Origin of the sequence: Salinarchaeum sp. IM2453 (assembly GCF_019693215.1) — an archaeon.
Classification (GTDB): domain Archaea; phylum Halobacteriota; class Halobacteria; order Halobacteriales; family Salinarchaeaceae; genus IM2453.
The window spans coordinates 271,293-288,153 of record NZ_CP081183.1 but is presented as its reverse complement, the minus strand read 5'-3'; the positions used below and the strand labels follow the sequence as shown (position 1 = coordinate 288,153).

Genomic DNA, 16,861 nt, shown 5'->3' with positions numbered 1-16,861 from the left:
GAACTAGTCCTCTTCTCGTTCTATCTTCTTTTTATCGATTTTTGTCGTACACCAGTGACAGAAGTCTAAATCTTCATCAAGCGGCTTCCCACATTCGGGACATTTTGGTTTTTCTGTCTTTGGTTCTAGTTGCTCATCAGTACTGTCCGTAGAGGAACGCCGAGCAAGCACAAATGCATCGATTACACTGAACCCAACAATAACACCAAGCGTTGCAATTCCGAGTGGCTCTGTTTCTGCTTGGATTATCTCTGTTGCTTCAAGCAGCCCGTCAAAACTTGGAGACGCCTCAAAACTGTCAAATGCGTGTTCCGGAATCACAATCACTGCCGCAACCAGAGCTAACACGAACCACATGACTGCTCGTCCCCATTCGCGAAGGTATACATGTCCAAGTCCGGGATATATCAGTGCCAAAATCCCGGCGATCCACGGTTGTCGTTCTGACATCTCTATGATAGTGTTTCAATGAGACTTGCAAGTGTAGTTAAATCCAACTGTCCTGGGGCAGTCGCCTGGCCGGGTTTTGCTGGAGCATACCCAATTGTTGACCCGTACAACGGAGCAACAGCCCGTGAGTGGCTTCCTGCCTCACCCATTGCCATTGTTGCGACCTTCTGTCCCTGTGCGGCGAACTCTCTTGTCACGGTTAACAACGGCGGAACATCTTCAACCCCATTTGCTTTCACAGCTAATTTACCAATATCTCCATATTCTAAAGCTTGGTCAAGCAAGTCTCTGAGATCTTCAATCCGTGGTGTCCGATCAAAATCATGTACGGAAACGATTACAGATGTCTCTCCGTTTTTGACATGACTTTCAGATAATAGTTGATCGGCATCACCACGCTTGATTGCTTCAAGTTCAATATCTACGGCTTCAACTGCTGGATTTGCTGCTGCAGTTTTCAACTTTGCAATTCGGTCCTCCGTGTCTGGTGCTTTTCCACCTTCCCATTCAACTCGGTTTGTCGCAATCACTGGCAGTGTACCATCGTACTGACTCAATGACTCAAGTGGCTTCGAAGCAAGATCCATTCGGTATTCAACTGCATTAGCCCGAGCCTGAACCACTGGATCGTCTGTCTCGGCAAGGTTGCCTGTGCTTGCCGCCAGCACAAACGACTGAAAGTCCATATATAATATGTACCAACGAATCATCAAAAATCCGCCGAGTCTATCTTATAGATAGTGCGAGGTGAAAACCCACCCCTGAAGGGGTGGGAGGAAGTCAAACTTATAACTGTTGGGAGGTTCCGGCTTGCAGCCTCGTCAGTATGACTAGGCTCTTGGCGGGACCAAACTGTAGTCTCCGAACTCGGCATGAGATTTGGAGATTCCGTGCTTACCGGAGTCCACAGCCAGCGGCCCGAAGGGATTTCTTCAGAAGTAGTGCGGTCCGAATCCCGATATTATCCGTTTTCTCAGGCGACTGAGCTGTCGCGGAATAGTCGTTCATACAGCGGTAGCGAGACGAACGCCCACCAGCTTTAGCCGGTGGAGGATGTCAATTCGCCTGTGATAACTTCAGGATAGTCCGGTCAAATATTACAAAACCAAAACCAGCGAGATAGATCGCTAATGCAACTCTTGCTTAACAGAATCTCCTAGATAGCGTTAATCGTTTCTTCTGCTTCAAGCAACTCGTGATATCGATTCCTGATTGTTACCTCTGAAATGTCGGCAACCTCGCTTACTTCTGCCTGTGTTGTTTTCTCGTTTGTTAGAAGTGAGGCCGCATACACTGCCGCGGCAGCCAGTCCGACTGGTGACTTGCCGCTGTGAATCCCTTTGTCCTTCGCGTTTTGTAGCAGCATCCGGGCCCGGTGTTCTGCTTCGTCTGAAAGTTCAAGGTCAGACGCAAATCGTGGAACATAGCTTTCTGGATCAGCTGGCTTCACTTCTAGTCCGAGTTCTCGGACAACATAGCGGTATGTTCTGGCAATCTCATGTTTCTCTACACGACTGACATCCGCAATCTCATCAAGGCTTCGTGGTACACCAGCCTGTCGCGCGGCAGCATACACGCACGACGTTGACACTCCCTCGATTGATCGGCCTGGCAAGAGATCTTCTTCAAGTGCACGTCGATAAATAACACTGGCTGTTTCACGAACATTATCGGGGAGACCAAGTGCAGATGCCATTCGATCGATTTCGCCGAGTGCCTGTTTGAGGTTACGCTCTTTTGAGTCACGGGTACGGAATCGCTCGTTCCATTTTCGGAGCCGTTGCATTTTCTCCCGTTGCCGGGATCCTAATGCGTTCCCGTATGCGTCTTTATCTCGCCAGTCAATATTTGTTGACAGGCCCTTATCATGCATCGTGTTTGTTGTTGGTGCTCCGACACGCGATTTCTCATCTTTTTCCTTGGCATTAAATGCGCGCCATTCCGGCCCGTGATCGATCTCGTCGGTTTCGACGACGAGCCCACACTCTGAACAGACAGACTCTCCGTGCTCTTCGTCATTGATGACTGTCCCACCACATTCCGGACAGGCAACATCTGCGTCTGTTGATTCCGATTCCTCTTGTTCTTGGTTGAATTGCTGTATGCGTTCGTTCATTCTAATAACTGGTTTCTAAACCGGACACAGAATGTGTCCAGTAGTTGGCCTAATGTAATCACCCAGTGCAATCTGGTTAAACACTTTGGTATTAGCTACTTATGATAGCCGTTGTCATGTTATTTGTCCTCGATGACTTGCTCTCCAAAACATAACAAACTGTACCAACTGTTCATGTTCTTTGAGGGATATCTGACTTTATTTACCAATATCTACCTCGCGGAAGAATAAAAAACGCAAGAAAGCAAAGGGTTAATGAAATATACCAAACGCAATAAGTGTGAATTGACCGTACTTATTGTTGAAATCATGAGCGCAGCTACAATTACCGACGAACCTTCATTGACTAACAAACAGCTTCGAATCCTCCAATACCTTCGACAAAATACTCCGGGGCAGACTTATTTTAAGTCTCGACTCATTGCAGAGGAACTCGATATGTCTCCAAAAGAAGTTGGATCAAATATGATTGCTATCGCAGAAAATGACCTTGATATCGCCGTTGAAAAATGGGGATACTCATCCAGTACGACATGGAAAGTCACCTCTTCGTAGTGTCCAGCCGATATTCAAGAAGGTCGTCTGCTGACTGTGCGAACTCAACCGTTTCCGTATCAAATGAATTTGCGTACCGGAGCAAGAGCGTAATTGTTAGCTCAGGCTTCTTTGCCTGATATCCGTCATCACGCGCTATAATATTGTTCTCGCTCAGCTCAGACCCGTATTTACTGATTGTTGGCGCGGAGACCCCAATCTTGTCAGCCAATGCGGCTCCTGTTAGTCCTGGACTCTCCAAAATTGTCAATATCATATGTCGTGGTGTCTCTCGCCGTAAGTATCCCAACATTGTCTTTTCAAAATCGCTAAATTCTCCCGCAATGAAGTAGCGCTTGTAGTCGCCATCTTTTTGTGCTGATATTTGTTCGGACTTTTCTAGTTCCTGTAAATGATATTGTGTCTCCCCTGTCCCAAGTTGTAGGTCGTCACGAATCTTCGAGAAATGAGCCCCTGGTGTCGTGTTGATGTATCCGGAAATTGCGTCTCTAGCATCGCTTTTAGAGGATGTGTCTGCCGATGCGGTTGTGGAACTTCCAATTCCAGCGACCGGAAGTGTTGCTCCCAGCGCAGCAAACCGCCGAAGCGTTGTTCGCTTATCTTCGTCAACATCGCGACTGGTCATCTATACACAATAGTTTATACGATTTCCAACAATAAAGATATTCCTCTGTGGTTCGAGAATACGTTTGTTTTTTGCTGTCTTCAGAGATCCAACATTATTCTGTCTCGGTCTCAACGCCTGGTGGTTCCCCTTCCATCTCTTCTATCACTTCGTCTGGATCTTTGAGGTCTGCACCAGCTGCGCCTTCCTTTATAGCCTGTGCTTCCTGCTCCATCTGCTCAAGATCCATTTCAGTCTCCTCGTCAATTTGTGAAATTATTTCCTCGATATCGTCGAGCCCGAGTAGTTCGCGTGTTTCAGAATCAAAGTTCAAGCTGTCAAGTGTCCCGTCTTGCTCTTTGACATCAGATCCTGACAAATGCTTTCCGTATCGGCCGACCAATGATGAAAGCTCTTGTGGCACGATAAATGTCGTCGAGTCTCCTTGGCCAATCCCTTCAAGTGTTTCCATTCCTTTGTCGATTACCGCACGCTCACCCATAGACTCAGCAGCCCGTGCACCAAGCACGGTTGAAATTGCGTCTCCCTGTGCTTCGAGAATTTGGCTCTGTTTCTCACCTTGCGCACGAATGATGTTCGACTGTTTCTCACCTTCAGCACGCTCAATTTCACTTCGTCGCTCTCCTTGTGCTTCGAGAATCATTGCACGACGTTTCCGCTCTGCAGATGTCTGCTGCTCCATCGCTTGCTGGACATCCTTTGATGGATTTACCTCACGTACTTCAACGGACTCGACTCGGATCCCCCACTCGTCAGTTGGCTCATCAAGCTCTTCACGTATCTTAGCATTGATTTCTTGGCGCTTGTTCAGTGTATCATCAAGCTCCATGTCACCAAGAACAGCACGTAGCGTTGTCTGCGCTAGATTTGAGACGGCTTCTTTGTAGTTGTCAACTTCAAGGAATGCCTTCTTTGCGTCCATTACCTTAATATAGACTACTGCATCAGCCGTTACTGGTGAGTTGTCCCGTGTGATTGCTTCTTGCCGTGGAACATCAAGTGTCTGTGTTCGCATATCGAACCGATATGTGTTGGAAACAAACGGTGGTATGAAGTTGAACCCCGGTTCCAACAACTTCCGATACTCACCAAATACTGTCAGTGCACGTTTTTCGTATGCATCGACAATTTCAACCGCGCTGTAAATCGTCACAACAAACAACAACAGTAGCAATAGTCCTACGATACCTAATGTTTCAATGAGCATCGGGGCAATAGCCGACATACATCACATTAGGGCAGGACCAGCAAAAGGCTTCGGCCAAAGGCAGTAGTACTAAGCATGCTTCAGTGCAAGCACAACATATGATTCGCCTTGGACTAATTGTTGCCCAGTTTAATCGGTCTGTGACTGAGTCAATGGAACAACAAGCAATCGATGCTGCAGAACAACACAATGTAGAAGTTGCTGAAATAATACATGTTCCTGGGGCATACGACTCACCACTCGCTGCTGATCGACTTGCTCGACGAGACGATATTGACGCTGTAGCTGTCCTTGGAGCAATTGTAACGGGAGATACTGATCACGATCAAGTAATCGGAACTGCAACAACACAGTCGCTTACAGAAGTGAGCCTTGATCGAGACACTCCCGTGCTATTAGGTATTACCGGTCCTGGAATGTCGGGAGCGGAGGCTCGTGAGCGAATCTCCATAGGAGAACGAACAATTGAGGATGCAGCACAATTTGTTCGCGAACTACGAGAGATACAAAACGAAGAGCGCAACGGGTAAATCCCTCCTATTGATAGTAAATAGTATATGAAATTCTCAGAACGCGTTGAACGTGTCGAACCAAGTGCAACACTTGCTATTAGCGACCTAGCATCACAGTTAGAAGCAGAAGGAGCAGACGTTATTGACCTTAGCGTTGGCGAGCCTGATTTTGACACGCCAGACAACATTGTTGAAGCTGGTAAGGAGGCTCTAGACAACGGACATACTGGATATACACAGTCAAGTGGTATTCCGGAGCTCCGGTCTGCAATCGCCGATAAACTCGCTTCTGATGGACTTTCATATGATCCAGATCAGATTATGGTAACTCCTGGCGGTAAACAGGCTCTTTTTGAAGTTGTTCAAACCATTGTGAACCCAGGAGACGAAGTAGTACTACTTGACCCCGCATGGGTATCCTACGAGGCTATGGTCAAGATTGCTGGCGGTGATCTTGCTCGGGTTGATCTTTCTTCGCATGATTTCCAACTTGAGCCAGCACTGGATGATCTTGAAGAGGTCGTCTCAGATGATACAGAATTGTTGATCGTTAACTCGCCGTCAAATCCATCCGGAGCTGTGTTCTCTGATGCTGCTCTGGCCGGTGTCCGTGACTTAGCTGTTGAGCATGACATCGCTGTCATCAGTGATGAGATTTATGACACTGTCTGCTACGATGCTGAGCCAACCAGCCTAGGGACGTTCGATGGAATGGAAGACCGAACAATCACTGTCAACGGGTTCTCAAAGACCTACGCAATGACCGGATGGCGACTTGGCTACTTTGCGGCTCCACAAGATCTTATTGACCAAGCTGGAAAACTGCAGTCACATTCTGTTTCATGTGCGACCAACTTTGTCCAACGCGCTGGTATTGAAGCACTTGAGAATACAGACGAGGTTGTTGAAGAAATGGTTGCTGCATTCGAAGAACGTCGCGACTTCCTTGTCGATCTGTTCGAGGATCACGGCGTGTCTGTCTCTGTCCCAGATGGCGCATTCTATATGATGCTCCCTGTCGCAGAGGACGATCAAGCGTGGTGTGAAAATGCAATTGAGACAGCTCACGTTGCAACTGTTCCCGGCAATGCGTTTGGAACTCCTGGATACGCACGAATCTCATACGCCAATAGCAAACCTCGATTACGAGGAGCTGTTGAACGACTTGCTGAAAACGACCTTATATAAGCCAATACTTATTTAGACGGGAATTTTTCACTTCCTCCGTTCGTCGAGAATTTGTTGGATGATCTTTCGGCTCGAAAGAATCTCATCGTCGGTCGGATCCCGTGGTGACGCACGTTTTACTTCACAATCAAATCCGCGTCGTTTTACCCCCTGTTCAATCCTGTCGACATTGTGGTGTTGATCATGCCCTAAAACAATTATATCTGGATTGACTTTCTCGACCATCTGCAGTGGATCTTCTGGGTGCCCGAGATGTGCCTCATCGACCATCTCGAGTGCGCCAACCATCTCCCGACGCTGTGAACCAGATAATATTGGGGGTTGTTTATGTGTTACATTGGTTGATCTGGCAACCACCACGTGTAGTTCATTGCCCTCTGCCGCTGCTTCACGAAGATAATGAAGATGTCCAGGATGTAGAATGTCAAATGTTCCCTGTGCCAGTACCGTAGTCATTGTTCACCTGCATCGTCAATATCCAAATCACTCTCGTCAAAATGGAAAAATTCCTCGCTGTCGGGTAGCTCTACATCAATCACATCGAGATTGATTCGTTTTCCAGACGCATCATAGGCCTGCCAGCTGTGTCTCTGATACGGAGATCCAACAATAATGTGCACTTCCCCCCGTGTAAATGTCTGCAAATCTTGAGAGCTTGGGGTTAACACCCCACTTGGATGTGAGTGGATTGATCCAACTGATTTCCGATCATTTGGAACTTTGTTCGTCTTCAATGTTGCACTCGTGTTCCCTGATTTTGTTCCTGGAATTACCAGAATATCTGTAATTACTTGGCCTGTCCGGTCAAGTCCTAACTTCTTTGCCTCCGTCCCTCGAAGTAACCCCATATACTCATTTGGATGTGTTTGTTCGCTCGCTCGGAGTCCAAACTGTAGGGTCTCCTCTGCAATCCCAAGAACCTCACTCGATCGAAATAATGATCCGAGCAAACCCATGCCTCAATGGTTGGGGCCTAAGCTAGCTAAACATTCCGAATATCTCCTTTCCAGCATGCCGTGGGATCAACTATTTCTCTGAGCACCCTGCGGACAGTATTGCAAAGCGGTTTTACATCCTGGCTGCAAAGCTTTTTCTATCATGACAACTGCGGATGATGAGACTGATATTATTTATCGGCTTGCTGACGACTGCACTCGGGACGACTTAGACTTTGATCGATGGTATCTTGGAACGGTTAATGGAGTAGTTGATTACGGTGTATTTGTTGATCTTTCCGATGCTGTTTCGGGGCTGGTCCATTCCTCAAATCTTGAAAATGACTATGATGTTGGTGACGAGATTGTAGTAGCAATCGAAGAAGAACGGCAAAACGGCGACATTGCTCTTGACGAGGTTGCTGTTGAGACACAACAACACCGGATTGAAGAAGTCTATCACGACTTTGATATTACTTCAATAACTGATCTTACCGGTTATGTTGGTGAGACCGTTCACCTTCAAGGACAAGTCATACAGATCAAACAAACAGACGGTCCGACGATTTTCCACGTTAACGATGGGAATGGTATCATTCCGTGTACTGCATTTGTTGATCCCGGAGTTCGGGCTTACCCGGAGATTGAACTTGACGCGTATGTACGGGCAACCGGCACGGTAGAACGCCGCGATGAATCCCTTCAGGTTGAACTGACGGACCTCACCATAATCCGTGATGAAAAACAGTCGGCCGTTGCAGATCGCATCAATGCGGCGATTTCCGAGACGGCAGAGCCAGCGGATGTTGATCCGCTTATCGATTGGGATGCGCTTGATAAGATCTATTCCGATCTACAAGAGGTAGCACAAATGCTCCGTCGTAGCGTTTTAGAAGGACGACCAATTCGGATTCGCCATCATGCAGACGGTGACGGGATGTGTGCAAGTGTTCCTGTTTATCAGGCACTCCGATCGTTCATTAATTCATACCATTTAGATGAAGATGCCCACCAGCATCTCCTTCGACGACTCCCGAGCAAAGCTCCGTTCTACGAGATGGAAGATTCAACACGGGATCTATCGCATGCGCTTGAAGATCGACAGCGACATGGCCAAAAACTTCCGTTGTTACTGATGCTTGACAACGGTAGTACTGAAGAAGACACCCCTGCATATGAAACCCTTCGACACTACGATGTACCTATTATCGTTGTTGATCACCACCACCCAGATCCGGATGCTGTTGATCCACTTCTTGAAGCCCACGTGAATCCATACCTCCACGGTGAAGACTATCGTGTCACGACGGGTATGATGTCTGTCGAGCTGGCTCGAATGATCGATCCATCTCTAACGGAGAATCTCGAACACATTCCTGCTGTTGCAGGCCTTGCAGACCGCTCAAGTGCAGAAACAATGAATGATTATCTTTCGTTGGCAGCTGATGCAGGATACGAAAAAGCCACTCTTGAAAATATCGGCGAAGCACTGGACTATGCGGCTCACTGGCTCCGATACAACGATGGTGGATATCTTATTGAGGATGTTCTGAACCTCTCTGGTAACGATAAACAACATCAAGAACTTGTTTCGTTACTTTCAGATCAGGCTCAAAAAGCAGTCAACGAGCAGCTTGATGTAGCACTCTCACACGTCGAGCACCAAACACTACCAAATGGAATTGACCTGTACCAGATCGATGTCGATGAATATGCACGCCGATTTGAATATCCAGCTCCCGGAAAGACAACTGGTGCAATCCATGATCAGAAAGTCAAAGAAAATGATACCCCAGCCATCACAATCGGATATGGTCCTGACTTTGCTGTCCTTCGAAGTGACGGTGTGCGTCTTGATATCCCAACGATGGTTGCTGAACTGAATGAGGAAATACCAGGTGCTGGAATAAGTGGTGGTGGTCACTTGGTTGTTGGCTCAGTCAAGTTTGTTGAAGGCCGCCGTGACGAGGTTCTTTCTGCGCTAGTTGAAAAGATGGCTGACGCTGAAATTGACGAACAGGTTGGTAGCACAACGAGCGCTATGTGAACTGTAGCCAGCTGATGTTATAGACAGTGCGAGGCGAAAACCCACTCCTTCAGAGGTTGGCTTTGCCTCGCTCCCGCTGTAAGCAGCCTAGTTAAAAGTCATATCCATTCGAGTCGTTTTGCTAATATAGCCATTACAGTGCACCAAGTCAGTACTGTTGCTCCGATTAGCATAATCGGATAATTTCCCCATCCAGACTGCATATCCGCACTGAACACATCAGCATAATACCCAGCCACATCATCTCCGGTCAGAATTACGGCAATTTCTCGGTTGTTGTGCACTGAATTTTCATTCCAGTTGATGCTTCCTAATACGACATGTCTTTCATCGATGATCACGCCTTTTGTATGAATCTTTTTGAAGTTGTCTCCTGAATCCGCTGTTGTGATTGTCAGGTCAATGTCATCCCGATCCGCTTTGTTTGTTAACTGATCAACCAGTGCTTCGTTTTCTTCTCGTACGTACCAAGCTTCACTCAGTAAAATCTCTACCTCAACCCCTCGCTTTGCTGCTGTAACTGCTGAGTCAAGCCACTGGAAGTCTGTGTCTTCTATGCTCATCTGCTTAATCATGATCGACTCATCAGCTGTTGCTAATAGTCTATCTACCTCTTCATCAGCATCATATGGTGCGACAACGAGTTGTGCTGTTTCTACATCCACTGCCTGTGGCACAAACTCAGTATCAAACGATCCATCTGCCTGCGACTCTTCGACTGGATCAACTGTGATTCTCTTAGAGCTCCATCGGCTTGCGTCCTCGTGCCGGCTATCGACAGTAAACACTTCAGTCAATTGTTGTGCAAACAATCGATCTTCAATCAAAACACCCCATCCACGGCTTCCTTTTCCGCCTGTCCCCGATGGTTTCCAGTTTTCTGTCATAATCAATGCCGTATCATCGATAATCGCATACTTTGCATGATGGAACTGGTATCGACTGTCTTCTCCACCCGTTACCTTGGTTTCTATTCCTGCGTTCTCAAGTCTATCGAGCAGTGATACCTGTTTCTTACTCATCCCTCCAACAGGTGCCTGCTCAACTAGCACAGAAACATCTACTCCTTGGTGATGCGCCTCGATTAATGTCTCAGTTACCTGCTCTGATTCAAAGGTATAACCAGCAAGTCGAATTTCATGTTCTGCTGCACGTAATGCGGTCATAATCCGATCGGGACTATCTGGTAGAACAAATGCTTCTGCCGATGCCGGCTGTATATCGGGAAATGTGAAATCTGGCTGCTCAACCGGTACCCAACTCCATTCACTTCCCTCTCGTTCATATCGGCTTTCTTCTGGCGCGTGGTCGTACTTAACACTGTCAAACGTTGTGCCACCGTCTGTCTTCAACGACAGCCCGTCACCTTGAACAGCGAGCTGTAACCATCCGGAGAGTGGATACACCGGGTAATCAGTAAACTCTGCTGCTGTATCTGGATCATGACTAAATGCGACTGTTCCACTAACTGTTATTGCAGGGAGTTCTGCGACTTGCCTTCCATCATCATGGAGCTCCCACCCCGATACATTCTGTGGCCCAGTAAACGTGATAGCTATGTATTCTCCTTCGTTCCCGTGCGTTGGAGGATTAGGGTATAATTTCGTTAATTCTGGATGTACCTGTTGATCAGCAGATATATCCGCACCAGATGACCTTTCCTGTTGGTCTCCGGAAACAACCGGACACCCAATTATAATAATCATTCCGAGTAAGAAGTATAGACATACCCGCCAAGCCATGGACTCACTTCTATTTGTTATTGTGTATAAATATGTCTAAAATATAACTGAAAATAATTAAGTACCAGATCGAAAAGGCTAACCTTCATACTGTTTGACTGAGAAAAGACCAAATAGCCATGAACTGCAGAGTTGTTGTCGAGGCAGCCGTGCCGGTCTACGATGTAGAGACGCCTGACGAAGCGGTCCGAATAGCTATTTCAAAAACAGGAGAAATGCTCAACCCGGATCTCAATTATGTTGAGATCAACATGGGAGAGCGCTCCTGTCCTCACTGCGGCGAGCAACTTGAGCCAGCGTTTATCGCGGCCGACGAGAGTCTAGTTGCTCTTGAACTTGAGATGACGGTGTTCAACGTCGAACGTGAGGAACATGCGTCTCGGATCGCTCGAAAGGAGATCGGTCAATGCCTCGAGAATATCCCGCTTGAGGTCATCGAAATAGAAGTACTGGAGGAAGAAGAAGACGAAGATGCTGAGCAGGACAGCGATTCTCCAGCTGATGAGGATGTCGACCCCGACGATGATGAGGAAGAAGTCCTGCCAGAGTTTGAAGACCTGATCGAATAGTCTCTCTGGTACTTTCCCAGCGGTTGAGACTCTTCTTTAGACCAATGTATATCATAGTTCGAAGCGACAACACTAGATTTGACACCAGAGTACGTCCCCCGTAAGCTACTGTTGGCGACTGATTTGAAGTAATTGTCCGATAAAAGGCAGACAGATGTCTCTCCGAGCTAATTCCAACGACACGTCAATACACACAATTAGAATTTAATCTGCAGTAGTTGCGACAGCTTCTTCTTCTTTTTCTTCAAGTTCGTGCATCTCCGATGTAATTCCACGGGCAAGTGCTGATACGGCCGCCTTGTGATCTGTCTTAGATTGATGGATTGATGTTGGCCGTACACCAAGCGACTCGTATTCTTCAAGCTCAAGCTCGGCTTCGTAGTATGCCGCAATATCATTCGACACCTCAGCGAGTAACCCGTGAAGATGAATCAATTCTTGCTTTTTCATAATGCAATAAACTATACTAACTGGAGGGTTATAGTATTATCTTGGGTTCTGTTAACACGGTTCTCTGCTTTCTTATGCGCTTTTTGAAGATAATTTGTCTTTTTGCGAAATGCTCTTAACTCCGGATTAAATGTTCTAACAATGAATAATCCTGAGTTAAAGCGCTTATATCTGCTCGGACCAATATGTAAACATGGACTATCAAGACCAACTTGACCGGGCCTTGGATGAGACACCAGATATTGAAGGCGATTCTAGTCGATTTGAAGTTCCAACCCCAAATATTCGTCAAGAAGGCAACGTTACTGTATACGAAAACTTTCAGTCTACAGTTGATACGCTCGGCCGTGACGAGGATCATGTTATGCGTTATCTTCAAAATGAGCTAGGTACAGCCGGTCATATTGATGAGAGTGGTCGAGCCCGTTTGACTGGGGAATTCTCACAGAACCGTGTTGATGAAGCGCTTTCACACTATACTGATCGATTTGTTCTTTGTGATGAGTGTGGTCTTCCAGATACAAACTTAGAGCGCGAGAAAGGAACGCTGATGCTCCGCTGTGCCGCTTGTGGTGCGTTGTCCTCAACTAGTGAATAAATTCTCTTTAGCAGAAAAACGCATCCAGTTTAGCCTTAGTTCGGTGTTTTGCTACTATTTAGCTAAAGGAAAAACAAAAGAGAAACTTCAGACGGCTGCTGGTGTACCAGGGTCATCACCTTCGGCAGCATCAAGCAGCTCTTTGTATCGGTTTCGAATCGTAACTTCTGATACATCTGCTACTTCGCTGACTTGGTTCTGGGTCACCTTTTCGTTTGTGAGCAGGGAAGCTGCGTACACTGCAGCGGCAGCAAGGCCGACTGGCGATTTACCACTGTGGATACCGCGGTCCCGTGCTTGATCAAGCAGATCTCGTGCTGTACGGTCAACCTCTTCTGAAAGGCTCAGATCAGAGATAAACCGTGACACGTACTGCTTCGGATCAGCTGGTTTTACCTCGAGGTTCAACTCACGAACGATATAACGGTACGTTCGTGTGAGCTCCATTTTATCGACACGACTTACCTCGGTAATTTCATCGAGACTTCGTGGCGTTCCAGCTTGTCGAGCGGCGGCATACAATGACGCCGTTGCTACGCCTTCAATCGATCGGCCTGGAAGGAGATCTTCGTCAAGTGCACGCCGGTAGATGACACTCGCTGTCTCCCGAACATTGTTTGGGAGACCAAGTGCGGATGCCATTCGGTCGATCTCACCCAATGCCTGTTTGAGATTACGTTCCTTTGAGTCACGGGTACGGAACCGCTCGTTCCATGTTCGGAGCCGTTGCATCTTCTGTCGCTGTCGTGAGCTCAACTGCCGACCATACGCATCCTTGTCCTGCCAGCCAATGTTCGTTGAAAGCCCTTCATCGTGCATCATCTTTGTTGTCGGTGCTCCGACACGTGATTTTTCGTCTTTTTCCTTTGCGTCGAATGCCCGCCATTCGGGGCCATGATCAATTTCGTCAGCTTCGATTACGAGACCGCATTCTTCACAGACGGTTTCACCATGTTCTTCGTCACTACGGAGATTACCACCACATTCAGGACACTGATCAACACTCTCATCCTGTTCTTCTGAGGTTCGTTCGTCTGTTCGCGTTCGGGTTGGATTACGAGTCATGATAGAGGTGGAACGGGGACCACTGTTCGGTGTTAATAATGAGCCAGTTTTTCCCCTGATCCTAACAGAATGTTAGGTACTAAGGCTTATAAAGCTTGCGCTGTTTGACTTATATTTGTCGCATGTTCTCGCAAAAGTGTGTCGGTATTAATGATTTATAGGATTAATCTATACCTATATGAATTAACCCCGAATAATACGGCTATTGTGTAAATAGATGTCCCTGTGTCGGCACCTCAAGCACGCCCACCCGAGCTCCAGCATCAAGCCAACCATGACCATATGAAAATGCAGCAAGTGCATTCACCAGATCATCGTTTTGTTTGAAATGCTGTCCATCCCGAAGGTAGGATTGGGCCATTTCTATGCATTCTTTCCCAGCAGCGGCCTGCTCTTGTGCAGGAGAGGCCTCCGTCAATGCCGCCTCAAGCAGTTGTTCATATTTTTCTGTTTTTGTTTTGAGTTTCTCGCTCATACCCCTACATTAGGCAATCACGCTATTAGCTTCCTTGTCATTCTTCGCTTTTAGTTAATATTTGGTTTTTAGCGTAAATAACAACATAAATCGGCAAATATTCAACTAATTGTACAGTAAATCATCTTTCAAAGCAGCGATTCCACTAAAATAACCAAAGTTAGGGGATGTTTACAGACCAGTGGTACCGGTTTGATCGATTCTGACAATGTTCAAAAGGCTTGGCCACATATTTCTCATATGGCTGAACAATCCGATTCTGAGTATCAATTCACAATTGAGGGCCCAGGCGATGATTCTGATACACTCACTATCCCGGCTGGGGCTATTGATATGCTCCGAGAAGAAGACGAAGGGCCATCTGTTGTAATTGGTGACTTTGCCATGCTTATGGCTGCTCAGCAGCTTCATGGAGCGGTCCACCATGGCAAGACAGAGGCGAGTGATGAACTCAAAGAGATCGAAGAAGCAACAATGGATGCATTTGAACAGCGATTTGGACAAACATTTGGCGAAATGACAGGCCACCAGCACTGAGAGGACGCTTCGACGGGCTTAAGTGCACCATTGGCCTCGTTTTTAACTAGACAGGCACCGCCTGTTGTAACAATCCGTAGGAGCGCAAGCGGACTACGGGGGTGAACAATGGCAGATCAGGAAATAGAGAACGCAGTATCTCGCGCATTAGACGAGGCTCCACATCGCAATTTCCAAGAGTCCGTCGATTTGGCTATTAATCTGCGCGACATCGACTTAGACGATCCATCGAATCGTATTGATGAAGAGGTAGTGTTGCCTGAAGGTACTGGGCAAGAAACAAGTATTGTAGTCTTCGCTGAGGGTGAAACGGCTGTTCGTGCTGAAGACGTTGCTGATAACGTCTTCGATGCAGATGAGCTTGCTGACCTTGGTGATGATGACGATGAGGCCAAAGACCTTGCTGAAGCGACTGACTTCTTCGTTGCTGAAGAGGCGCTGATGCAAGACATTGGTCGATATCTCGGTACTATTCTTGGCCCACGAGGAAAAATGCCGACACCGCTTTCTCCGGATGACGATGTAGTTGAAGTCGTCAGTCGGATGAAAAACACCGTACAGGTTCGTAGCGGTGACCGGCGTACCTTCCATACACTAGTTGGTTCTGAAGAAATGAGTGCTGAAGACGTCGCTGAAAATATCGACGTAATTCTCCGTCGACTGTATGCAAACCTCGAGAAAGGTCCCCAGAATATCGATTCTGTCTATGTGAAGACAACGATGGGGCCTGCTGTGGAGGTGATGTAATATGAGTGGTGAACGCAAAACTGAGACGATTCCGCAGTGGAAACAGGAAGAGGTCGACAACATCTCGGAGATTATCCAGTCATACGAGAGTGTTGGTATTGTTGACATTGCTGGTATTCCAAGTCGTCAGCTCCAGCAGATGCGTAATGAGCTTCACGGCACAGCGCAACTTCGTGTAAGCCGAAATACGTTGCTTCGACGAGCCCTTGACAATGTTGAGGGTGGCGTTGATCAGCTTAACGAACAGATTAGCGGACAAGTTGGTATTATCGGCACAAACGATAATCCGTTTGGGCTATACCAGCAACTTGAGGAATCAAAGACTCCGGCACCAATTGGTGCGGGTGAGGTTGCTCCAAACGATATTGTCATCGAAGAAGGTGACACAGGAGTTGATCCTGGTCCGTTTGTCGGTGACTTACAAAGTGTTGGTGCAGCTGCCCGTATTCAAGACGGTTCAATTCACGTTACCGAAGACAGCCTTGTCTGTGAAGCTGGCGAAGAAGTTTCAACTGACCTCGCTAACGTATTAAGTGAACTCGGGCTCGAACCCAAAGAAGTTGGGCTTGACCTGCGTGCTGTTGTGTCTGATGGTGTTCTGTTCGGTCCGGAAGAACTCGACATCGATGTCGAGCAGTACCGTTCAGACGTTTCAGCAGCAGCAGCACGTGCCCGGAACCTATCCGTCAATGCTGTTTTCCCAACGGATCGCACGGCATCCACTCTCATTGCAAAAGCAGAAGGAGAGGCCAAGAGCCTCGGACTTCAAGCGTCTATCGCCAGTCCATCCCTTGCGGATGATCTCGTCAGCAAGGCAGACGCTCAAGTTCGCGCTCTAGCCGCACAGATCGATGATGACGAAGCCTTGCCTGAAGAACTTCAGGACGTCGATGTCGCGACTGATCAGGCGGAATCGTCCGAAACAACTGATGAACAGGTAGATGAACAATCAGAGCCTGAAGATGCAGCCGATGAAGAAGAAGATGACGATGATGATGACGATGATGACGCTGCAGCTGGGCTCGGAAACATGTTTGGATAAT

General features: G+C 47.3%; 20 protein-coding genes. 9 read left to right on the top strand and 11 right to left on the bottom strand.

Annotated elements, in window-relative coordinates; genetic code table 11:
- Window positions 1-3: 3 nt before the first annotated feature.
- The 3 genes from K0C01_RS01375 to K0C01_RS01365 form a co-directional block, all read right to left on the bottom strand.
- Complete coding sequence (locus K0C01_RS01375; protein WP_221170289.1) at window positions 4-450, bottom strand: zinc ribbon domain-containing protein; 447 nt, start codon at window positions 448-450, stop codon at window positions 4-6.
- Window positions 451-452: 2 nt separating this feature from the next.
- A complete protein-coding gene (locus K0C01_RS01370) occupies window positions 453-1,136 on the bottom strand; it encodes a type I 3-dehydroquinate dehydratase (RefSeq protein WP_221170288.1) in 684 nt (227 codons plus the stop codon).
- Between the two features lie 470 nt (window positions 1,137-1,606).
- Window positions 1,607-2,566, bottom strand: coding sequence for a transcription initiation factor IIB (locus tag K0C01_RS01365; RefSeq protein WP_221170287.1), 960 nt, complete (start codon window positions 2,564-2,566; stop codon window positions 1,607-1,609).
- A 309-nt stretch (window positions 2,567-2,875) separates the two neighbouring features.
- Here K0C01_RS01365 and K0C01_RS01360 point away from each other — a divergent pair, with 309 nt between their 5' ends.
- Window positions 2,876-3,121 carry a DUF7123 family protein gene (locus tag K0C01_RS01360; protein WP_221170286.1) on the top strand — a complete coding sequence of 82 codons (246 nt, stop codon included), beginning with the start codon at window positions 2,876-2,878 and terminating at the stop codon, window positions 3,119-3,121.
- Here the strand turns inward: K0C01_RS01360 and K0C01_RS01355 are convergent.
- Complete coding sequence (locus tag K0C01_RS01355; protein WP_221170285.1) at window positions 3,108-3,746, bottom strand: MarR family transcriptional regulator; 639 nt, start codon at window positions 3,744-3,746, stop codon at window positions 3,108-3,110. The two genes, K0C01_RS01360 and K0C01_RS01355, sit on opposite strands and share 14 nt — an antisense overlap.
- A 94-nt stretch (window positions 3,747-3,840) precedes the next feature.
- Window positions 3,841-4,971 (bottom strand): SPFH domain-containing protein, encoded by a 1,131-nt coding sequence (locus tag K0C01_RS01350; RefSeq protein WP_221170284.1) that lies wholly within the window; start codon window positions 4,969-4,971, stop codon window positions 3,841-3,843.
- An 80-nt stretch (window positions 4,972-5,051) separates the two neighbouring features.
- Between K0C01_RS01350 and ribH the strand changes: the two genes are divergently transcribed.
- Both ribH and K0C01_RS01340 read left to right on the top strand, forming a co-directional pair.
- Window positions 5,052-5,483 (top strand): 6,7-dimethyl-8-ribityllumazine synthase, encoded by a 432-nt coding sequence (gene ribH, locus K0C01_RS01345; protein ID WP_221170283.1) that lies wholly within the window; start codon window positions 5,052-5,054, stop codon window positions 5,481-5,483.
- A gap of 27 nt (window positions 5,484-5,510) precedes the next feature.
- On the top strand, window positions 5,511-6,653 hold the full coding sequence (locus K0C01_RS01340; protein WP_221170282.1) for a pyridoxal phosphate-dependent aminotransferase: 1,143 nt from the start codon (window positions 5,511-5,513) through the stop codon (window positions 6,651-6,653).
- A 27-nt stretch (window positions 6,654-6,680) separates the two neighbouring features.
- Here K0C01_RS01340 and K0C01_RS01335 read toward each other — a convergent pair whose 3' ends face one another.
- A complete protein-coding gene (locus K0C01_RS01335; protein WP_221170281.1) occupies window positions 6,681-7,109 on the bottom strand; it encodes an FAD synthase family protein in 429 nt (142 codons plus the stop codon).
- Entirely contained in the window at window positions 7,106-7,609 is a 504-nt protein-coding gene (locus K0C01_RS01330) for a Mov34/MPN/PAD-1 family protein (RefSeq protein ID WP_221170280.1), read from the bottom strand. The genes K0C01_RS01335 and K0C01_RS01330 overlap by 4 nt, the downstream gene beginning before the upstream one ends.
- Before the next feature lie 142 nt (window positions 7,610-7,751).
- Between K0C01_RS01330 and K0C01_RS01325 the strand changes: the two genes are divergently transcribed.
- Window positions 7,752-9,635, top strand: coding sequence for a Hef-associated nuclease (locus tag K0C01_RS01325; protein ID WP_221170279.1), 1,884 nt, complete (start codon window positions 7,752-7,754; stop codon window positions 9,633-9,635).
- A gap of 98 nt (window positions 9,636-9,733) precedes the next feature.
- Here K0C01_RS01325 and K0C01_RS01320 read toward each other — a convergent pair whose 3' ends face one another.
- Window positions 9,734-11,377, bottom strand: coding sequence for a phospholipase D-like domain-containing protein (locus K0C01_RS01320; RefSeq protein WP_221170278.1), 1,644 nt, complete (start codon window positions 11,375-11,377; stop codon window positions 9,734-9,736).
- Between the two features lie 119 nt (window positions 11,378-11,496).
- On the opposite strand from K0C01_RS01320, the gene K0C01_RS01315 reads away from it, so the two are divergent.
- The gene (locus tag K0C01_RS01315) at window positions 11,497-11,946 is read left to right on the top strand and encodes a DUF555 domain-containing protein (protein ID WP_221170277.1); all 450 of its coding nucleotides are present in this window, start codon (window positions 11,497-11,499) and stop codon (window positions 11,944-11,946) included.
- Between the two features lie 204 nt (window positions 11,947-12,150).
- On the opposite strand, the gene K0C01_RS01310 is transcribed toward K0C01_RS01315, so the two are convergent.
- A complete protein-coding gene (locus K0C01_RS01310) occupies window positions 12,151-12,396 on the bottom strand; it encodes a UPF0058 family protein (RefSeq protein ID WP_221170276.1) in 246 nt (81 codons plus the stop codon).
- A 193-nt stretch (window positions 12,397-12,589) separates the two neighbouring features.
- On the opposite strand from K0C01_RS01310, the gene K0C01_RS01305 reads away from it, so the two are divergent.
- Window positions 12,590-12,994: a translation initiation factor IF-2 subunit beta gene (locus K0C01_RS01305; protein WP_221170275.1), complete on the top strand. Its 405-nt coding sequence runs from the start codon at window positions 12,590-12,592 to the stop codon at window positions 12,992-12,994.
- Between the two features lie 87 nt (window positions 12,995-13,081).
- Here K0C01_RS01305 and K0C01_RS01300 read toward each other — a convergent pair whose 3' ends face one another.
- Window positions 13,082-14,059, bottom strand: a complete 978-nt coding sequence (locus K0C01_RS01300; RefSeq protein ID WP_221170274.1) for a transcription initiation factor IIB — start codon at window positions 14,057-14,059, stop codon at window positions 13,082-13,084.
- A gap of 202 nt (window positions 14,060-14,261) precedes the next feature.
- A complete protein-coding gene (locus K0C01_RS01295; protein ID WP_221170273.1) occupies window positions 14,262-14,534 on the bottom strand; it encodes a DUF357 domain-containing protein in 273 nt (90 codons plus the stop codon).
- A gap of 240 nt (window positions 14,535-14,774) precedes the next feature.
- Between K0C01_RS01295 and K0C01_RS01290 the strand changes: the two genes are divergently transcribed.
- The 3 genes from K0C01_RS01290 (at window position 14,775) to K0C01_RS01280 (ending at window position 16,860) form a co-directional block, all read left to right on the top strand.
- Entirely contained in the window at window positions 14,775-15,071 is a 297-nt protein-coding gene (locus tag K0C01_RS01290) for a DUF7545 family protein (RefSeq protein ID WP_221170272.1), read from the top strand.
- A 108-nt stretch (window positions 15,072-15,179) separates the two neighbouring features.
- A complete protein-coding gene (locus tag K0C01_RS01285; protein WP_221170271.1) occupies window positions 15,180-15,818 on the top strand; it encodes a 50S ribosomal protein L1 in 639 nt (212 codons plus the stop codon).
- Window position 15,819: 1 nt separating this feature from the next.
- Window positions 15,820-16,860 (top strand): 50S ribosomal protein L10, encoded by a 1,041-nt coding sequence (locus K0C01_RS01280; RefSeq protein WP_221170270.1) that lies wholly within the window; start codon window positions 15,820-15,822, stop codon window positions 16,858-16,860.
- Window position 16,861: the final 1 nt, after the last annotated feature.

Excerpts from the sequence above, each read along its gene's own strand:
- K0C01_RS01325 (WP_221170279.1), top strand. The coding sequence starts at position 7,752 with ATGACAACTGCGGATGATGAGACTGATATTATTTATCGGCTTGCTGAC.
- K0C01_RS01295 (WP_221170273.1), bottom strand. The coding sequence starts at position 14,534 with ATGAGCGAGAAACTCAAAACAAAAACAGAAAAATATGAACAACTGCTT.
- K0C01_RS01315 (WP_221170277.1), top strand. The coding sequence starts at position 11,497 with ATGAACTGCAGAGTTGTTGTCGAGGCAGCCGTGCCGGTCTACGATGTA.
- K0C01_RS01365 (WP_221170287.1), bottom strand. The coding sequence starts at position 2,566 with ATGAACGAACGCATACAGCAATTCAACCAAGAACAAGAGGAATCGGAA.
- K0C01_RS01310 (WP_221170276.1), bottom strand. The coding sequence starts at position 12,396 with ATGAAAAAGCAAGAATTGATTCATCTTCACGGGTTACTCGCTGAGGTG.
- K0C01_RS01280 (WP_221170270.1), top strand. The coding sequence starts at position 15,820 with ATGAGTGGTGAACGCAAAACTGAGACGATTCCGCAGTGGAAACAGGAA.
- K0C01_RS01355 (WP_221170285.1), bottom strand. The coding sequence starts at position 3,746 with ATGACCAGTCGCGATGTTGACGAAGATAAGCGAACAACGCTTCGGCGG.
- K0C01_RS01330 (WP_221170280.1), bottom strand. The coding sequence starts at position 7,609 with ATGGGTTTGCTCGGATCATTATTTCGATCGAGTGAGGTTCTTGGGATT.
- K0C01_RS01285 (WP_221170271.1), top strand. The coding sequence starts at position 15,180 with ATGGCAGATCAGGAAATAGAGAACGCAGTATCTCGCGCATTAGACGAG.
- ribH (WP_221170283.1), top strand. The coding sequence starts at position 5,052 with ATGATTCGCCTTGGACTAATTGTTGCCCAGTTTAATCGGTCTGTGACT.
- K0C01_RS01360 (WP_221170286.1), top strand. The coding sequence starts at position 2,876 with ATGAGCGCAGCTACAATTACCGACGAACCTTCATTGACTAACAAACAG.
- K0C01_RS01305 (WP_221170275.1), top strand. The coding sequence starts at position 12,590 with ATGGACTATCAAGACCAACTTGACCGGGCCTTGGATGAGACACCAGAT.
- K0C01_RS01370 (WP_221170288.1), bottom strand. The coding sequence starts at position 1,136 with ATGGACTTTCAGTCGTTTGTGCTGGCGGCAAGCACAGGCAACCTTGCC.
- K0C01_RS01350 (WP_221170284.1), bottom strand. The coding sequence starts at position 4,971 with ATGTCGGCTATTGCCCCGATGCTCATTGAAACATTAGGTATCGTAGGA.
- K0C01_RS01320 (WP_221170278.1), bottom strand. The coding sequence starts at position 11,377 with ATGGCTTGGCGGGTATGTCTATACTTCTTACTCGGAATGATTATTATA.
- K0C01_RS01375 (WP_221170289.1), bottom strand. The coding sequence starts at position 450 with ATGTCAGAACGACAACCGTGGATCGCCGGGATTTTGGCACTGATATAT.
- K0C01_RS01340 (WP_221170282.1), top strand. The coding sequence starts at position 5,511 with ATGAAATTCTCAGAACGCGTTGAACGTGTCGAACCAAGTGCAACACTT.
- K0C01_RS01300 (WP_221170274.1), bottom strand. The coding sequence starts at position 14,059 with ATGACTCGTAATCCAACCCGAACGCGAACAGACGAACGAACCTCAGAA.
- K0C01_RS01290 (WP_221170272.1), top strand. The coding sequence starts at position 14,775 with ATGGCTGAACAATCCGATTCTGAGTATCAATTCACAATTGAGGGCCCA.
- K0C01_RS01335 (WP_221170281.1), bottom strand. The coding sequence starts at position 7,109 with ATGACTACGGTACTGGCACAGGGAACATTTGACATTCTACATCCTGGA.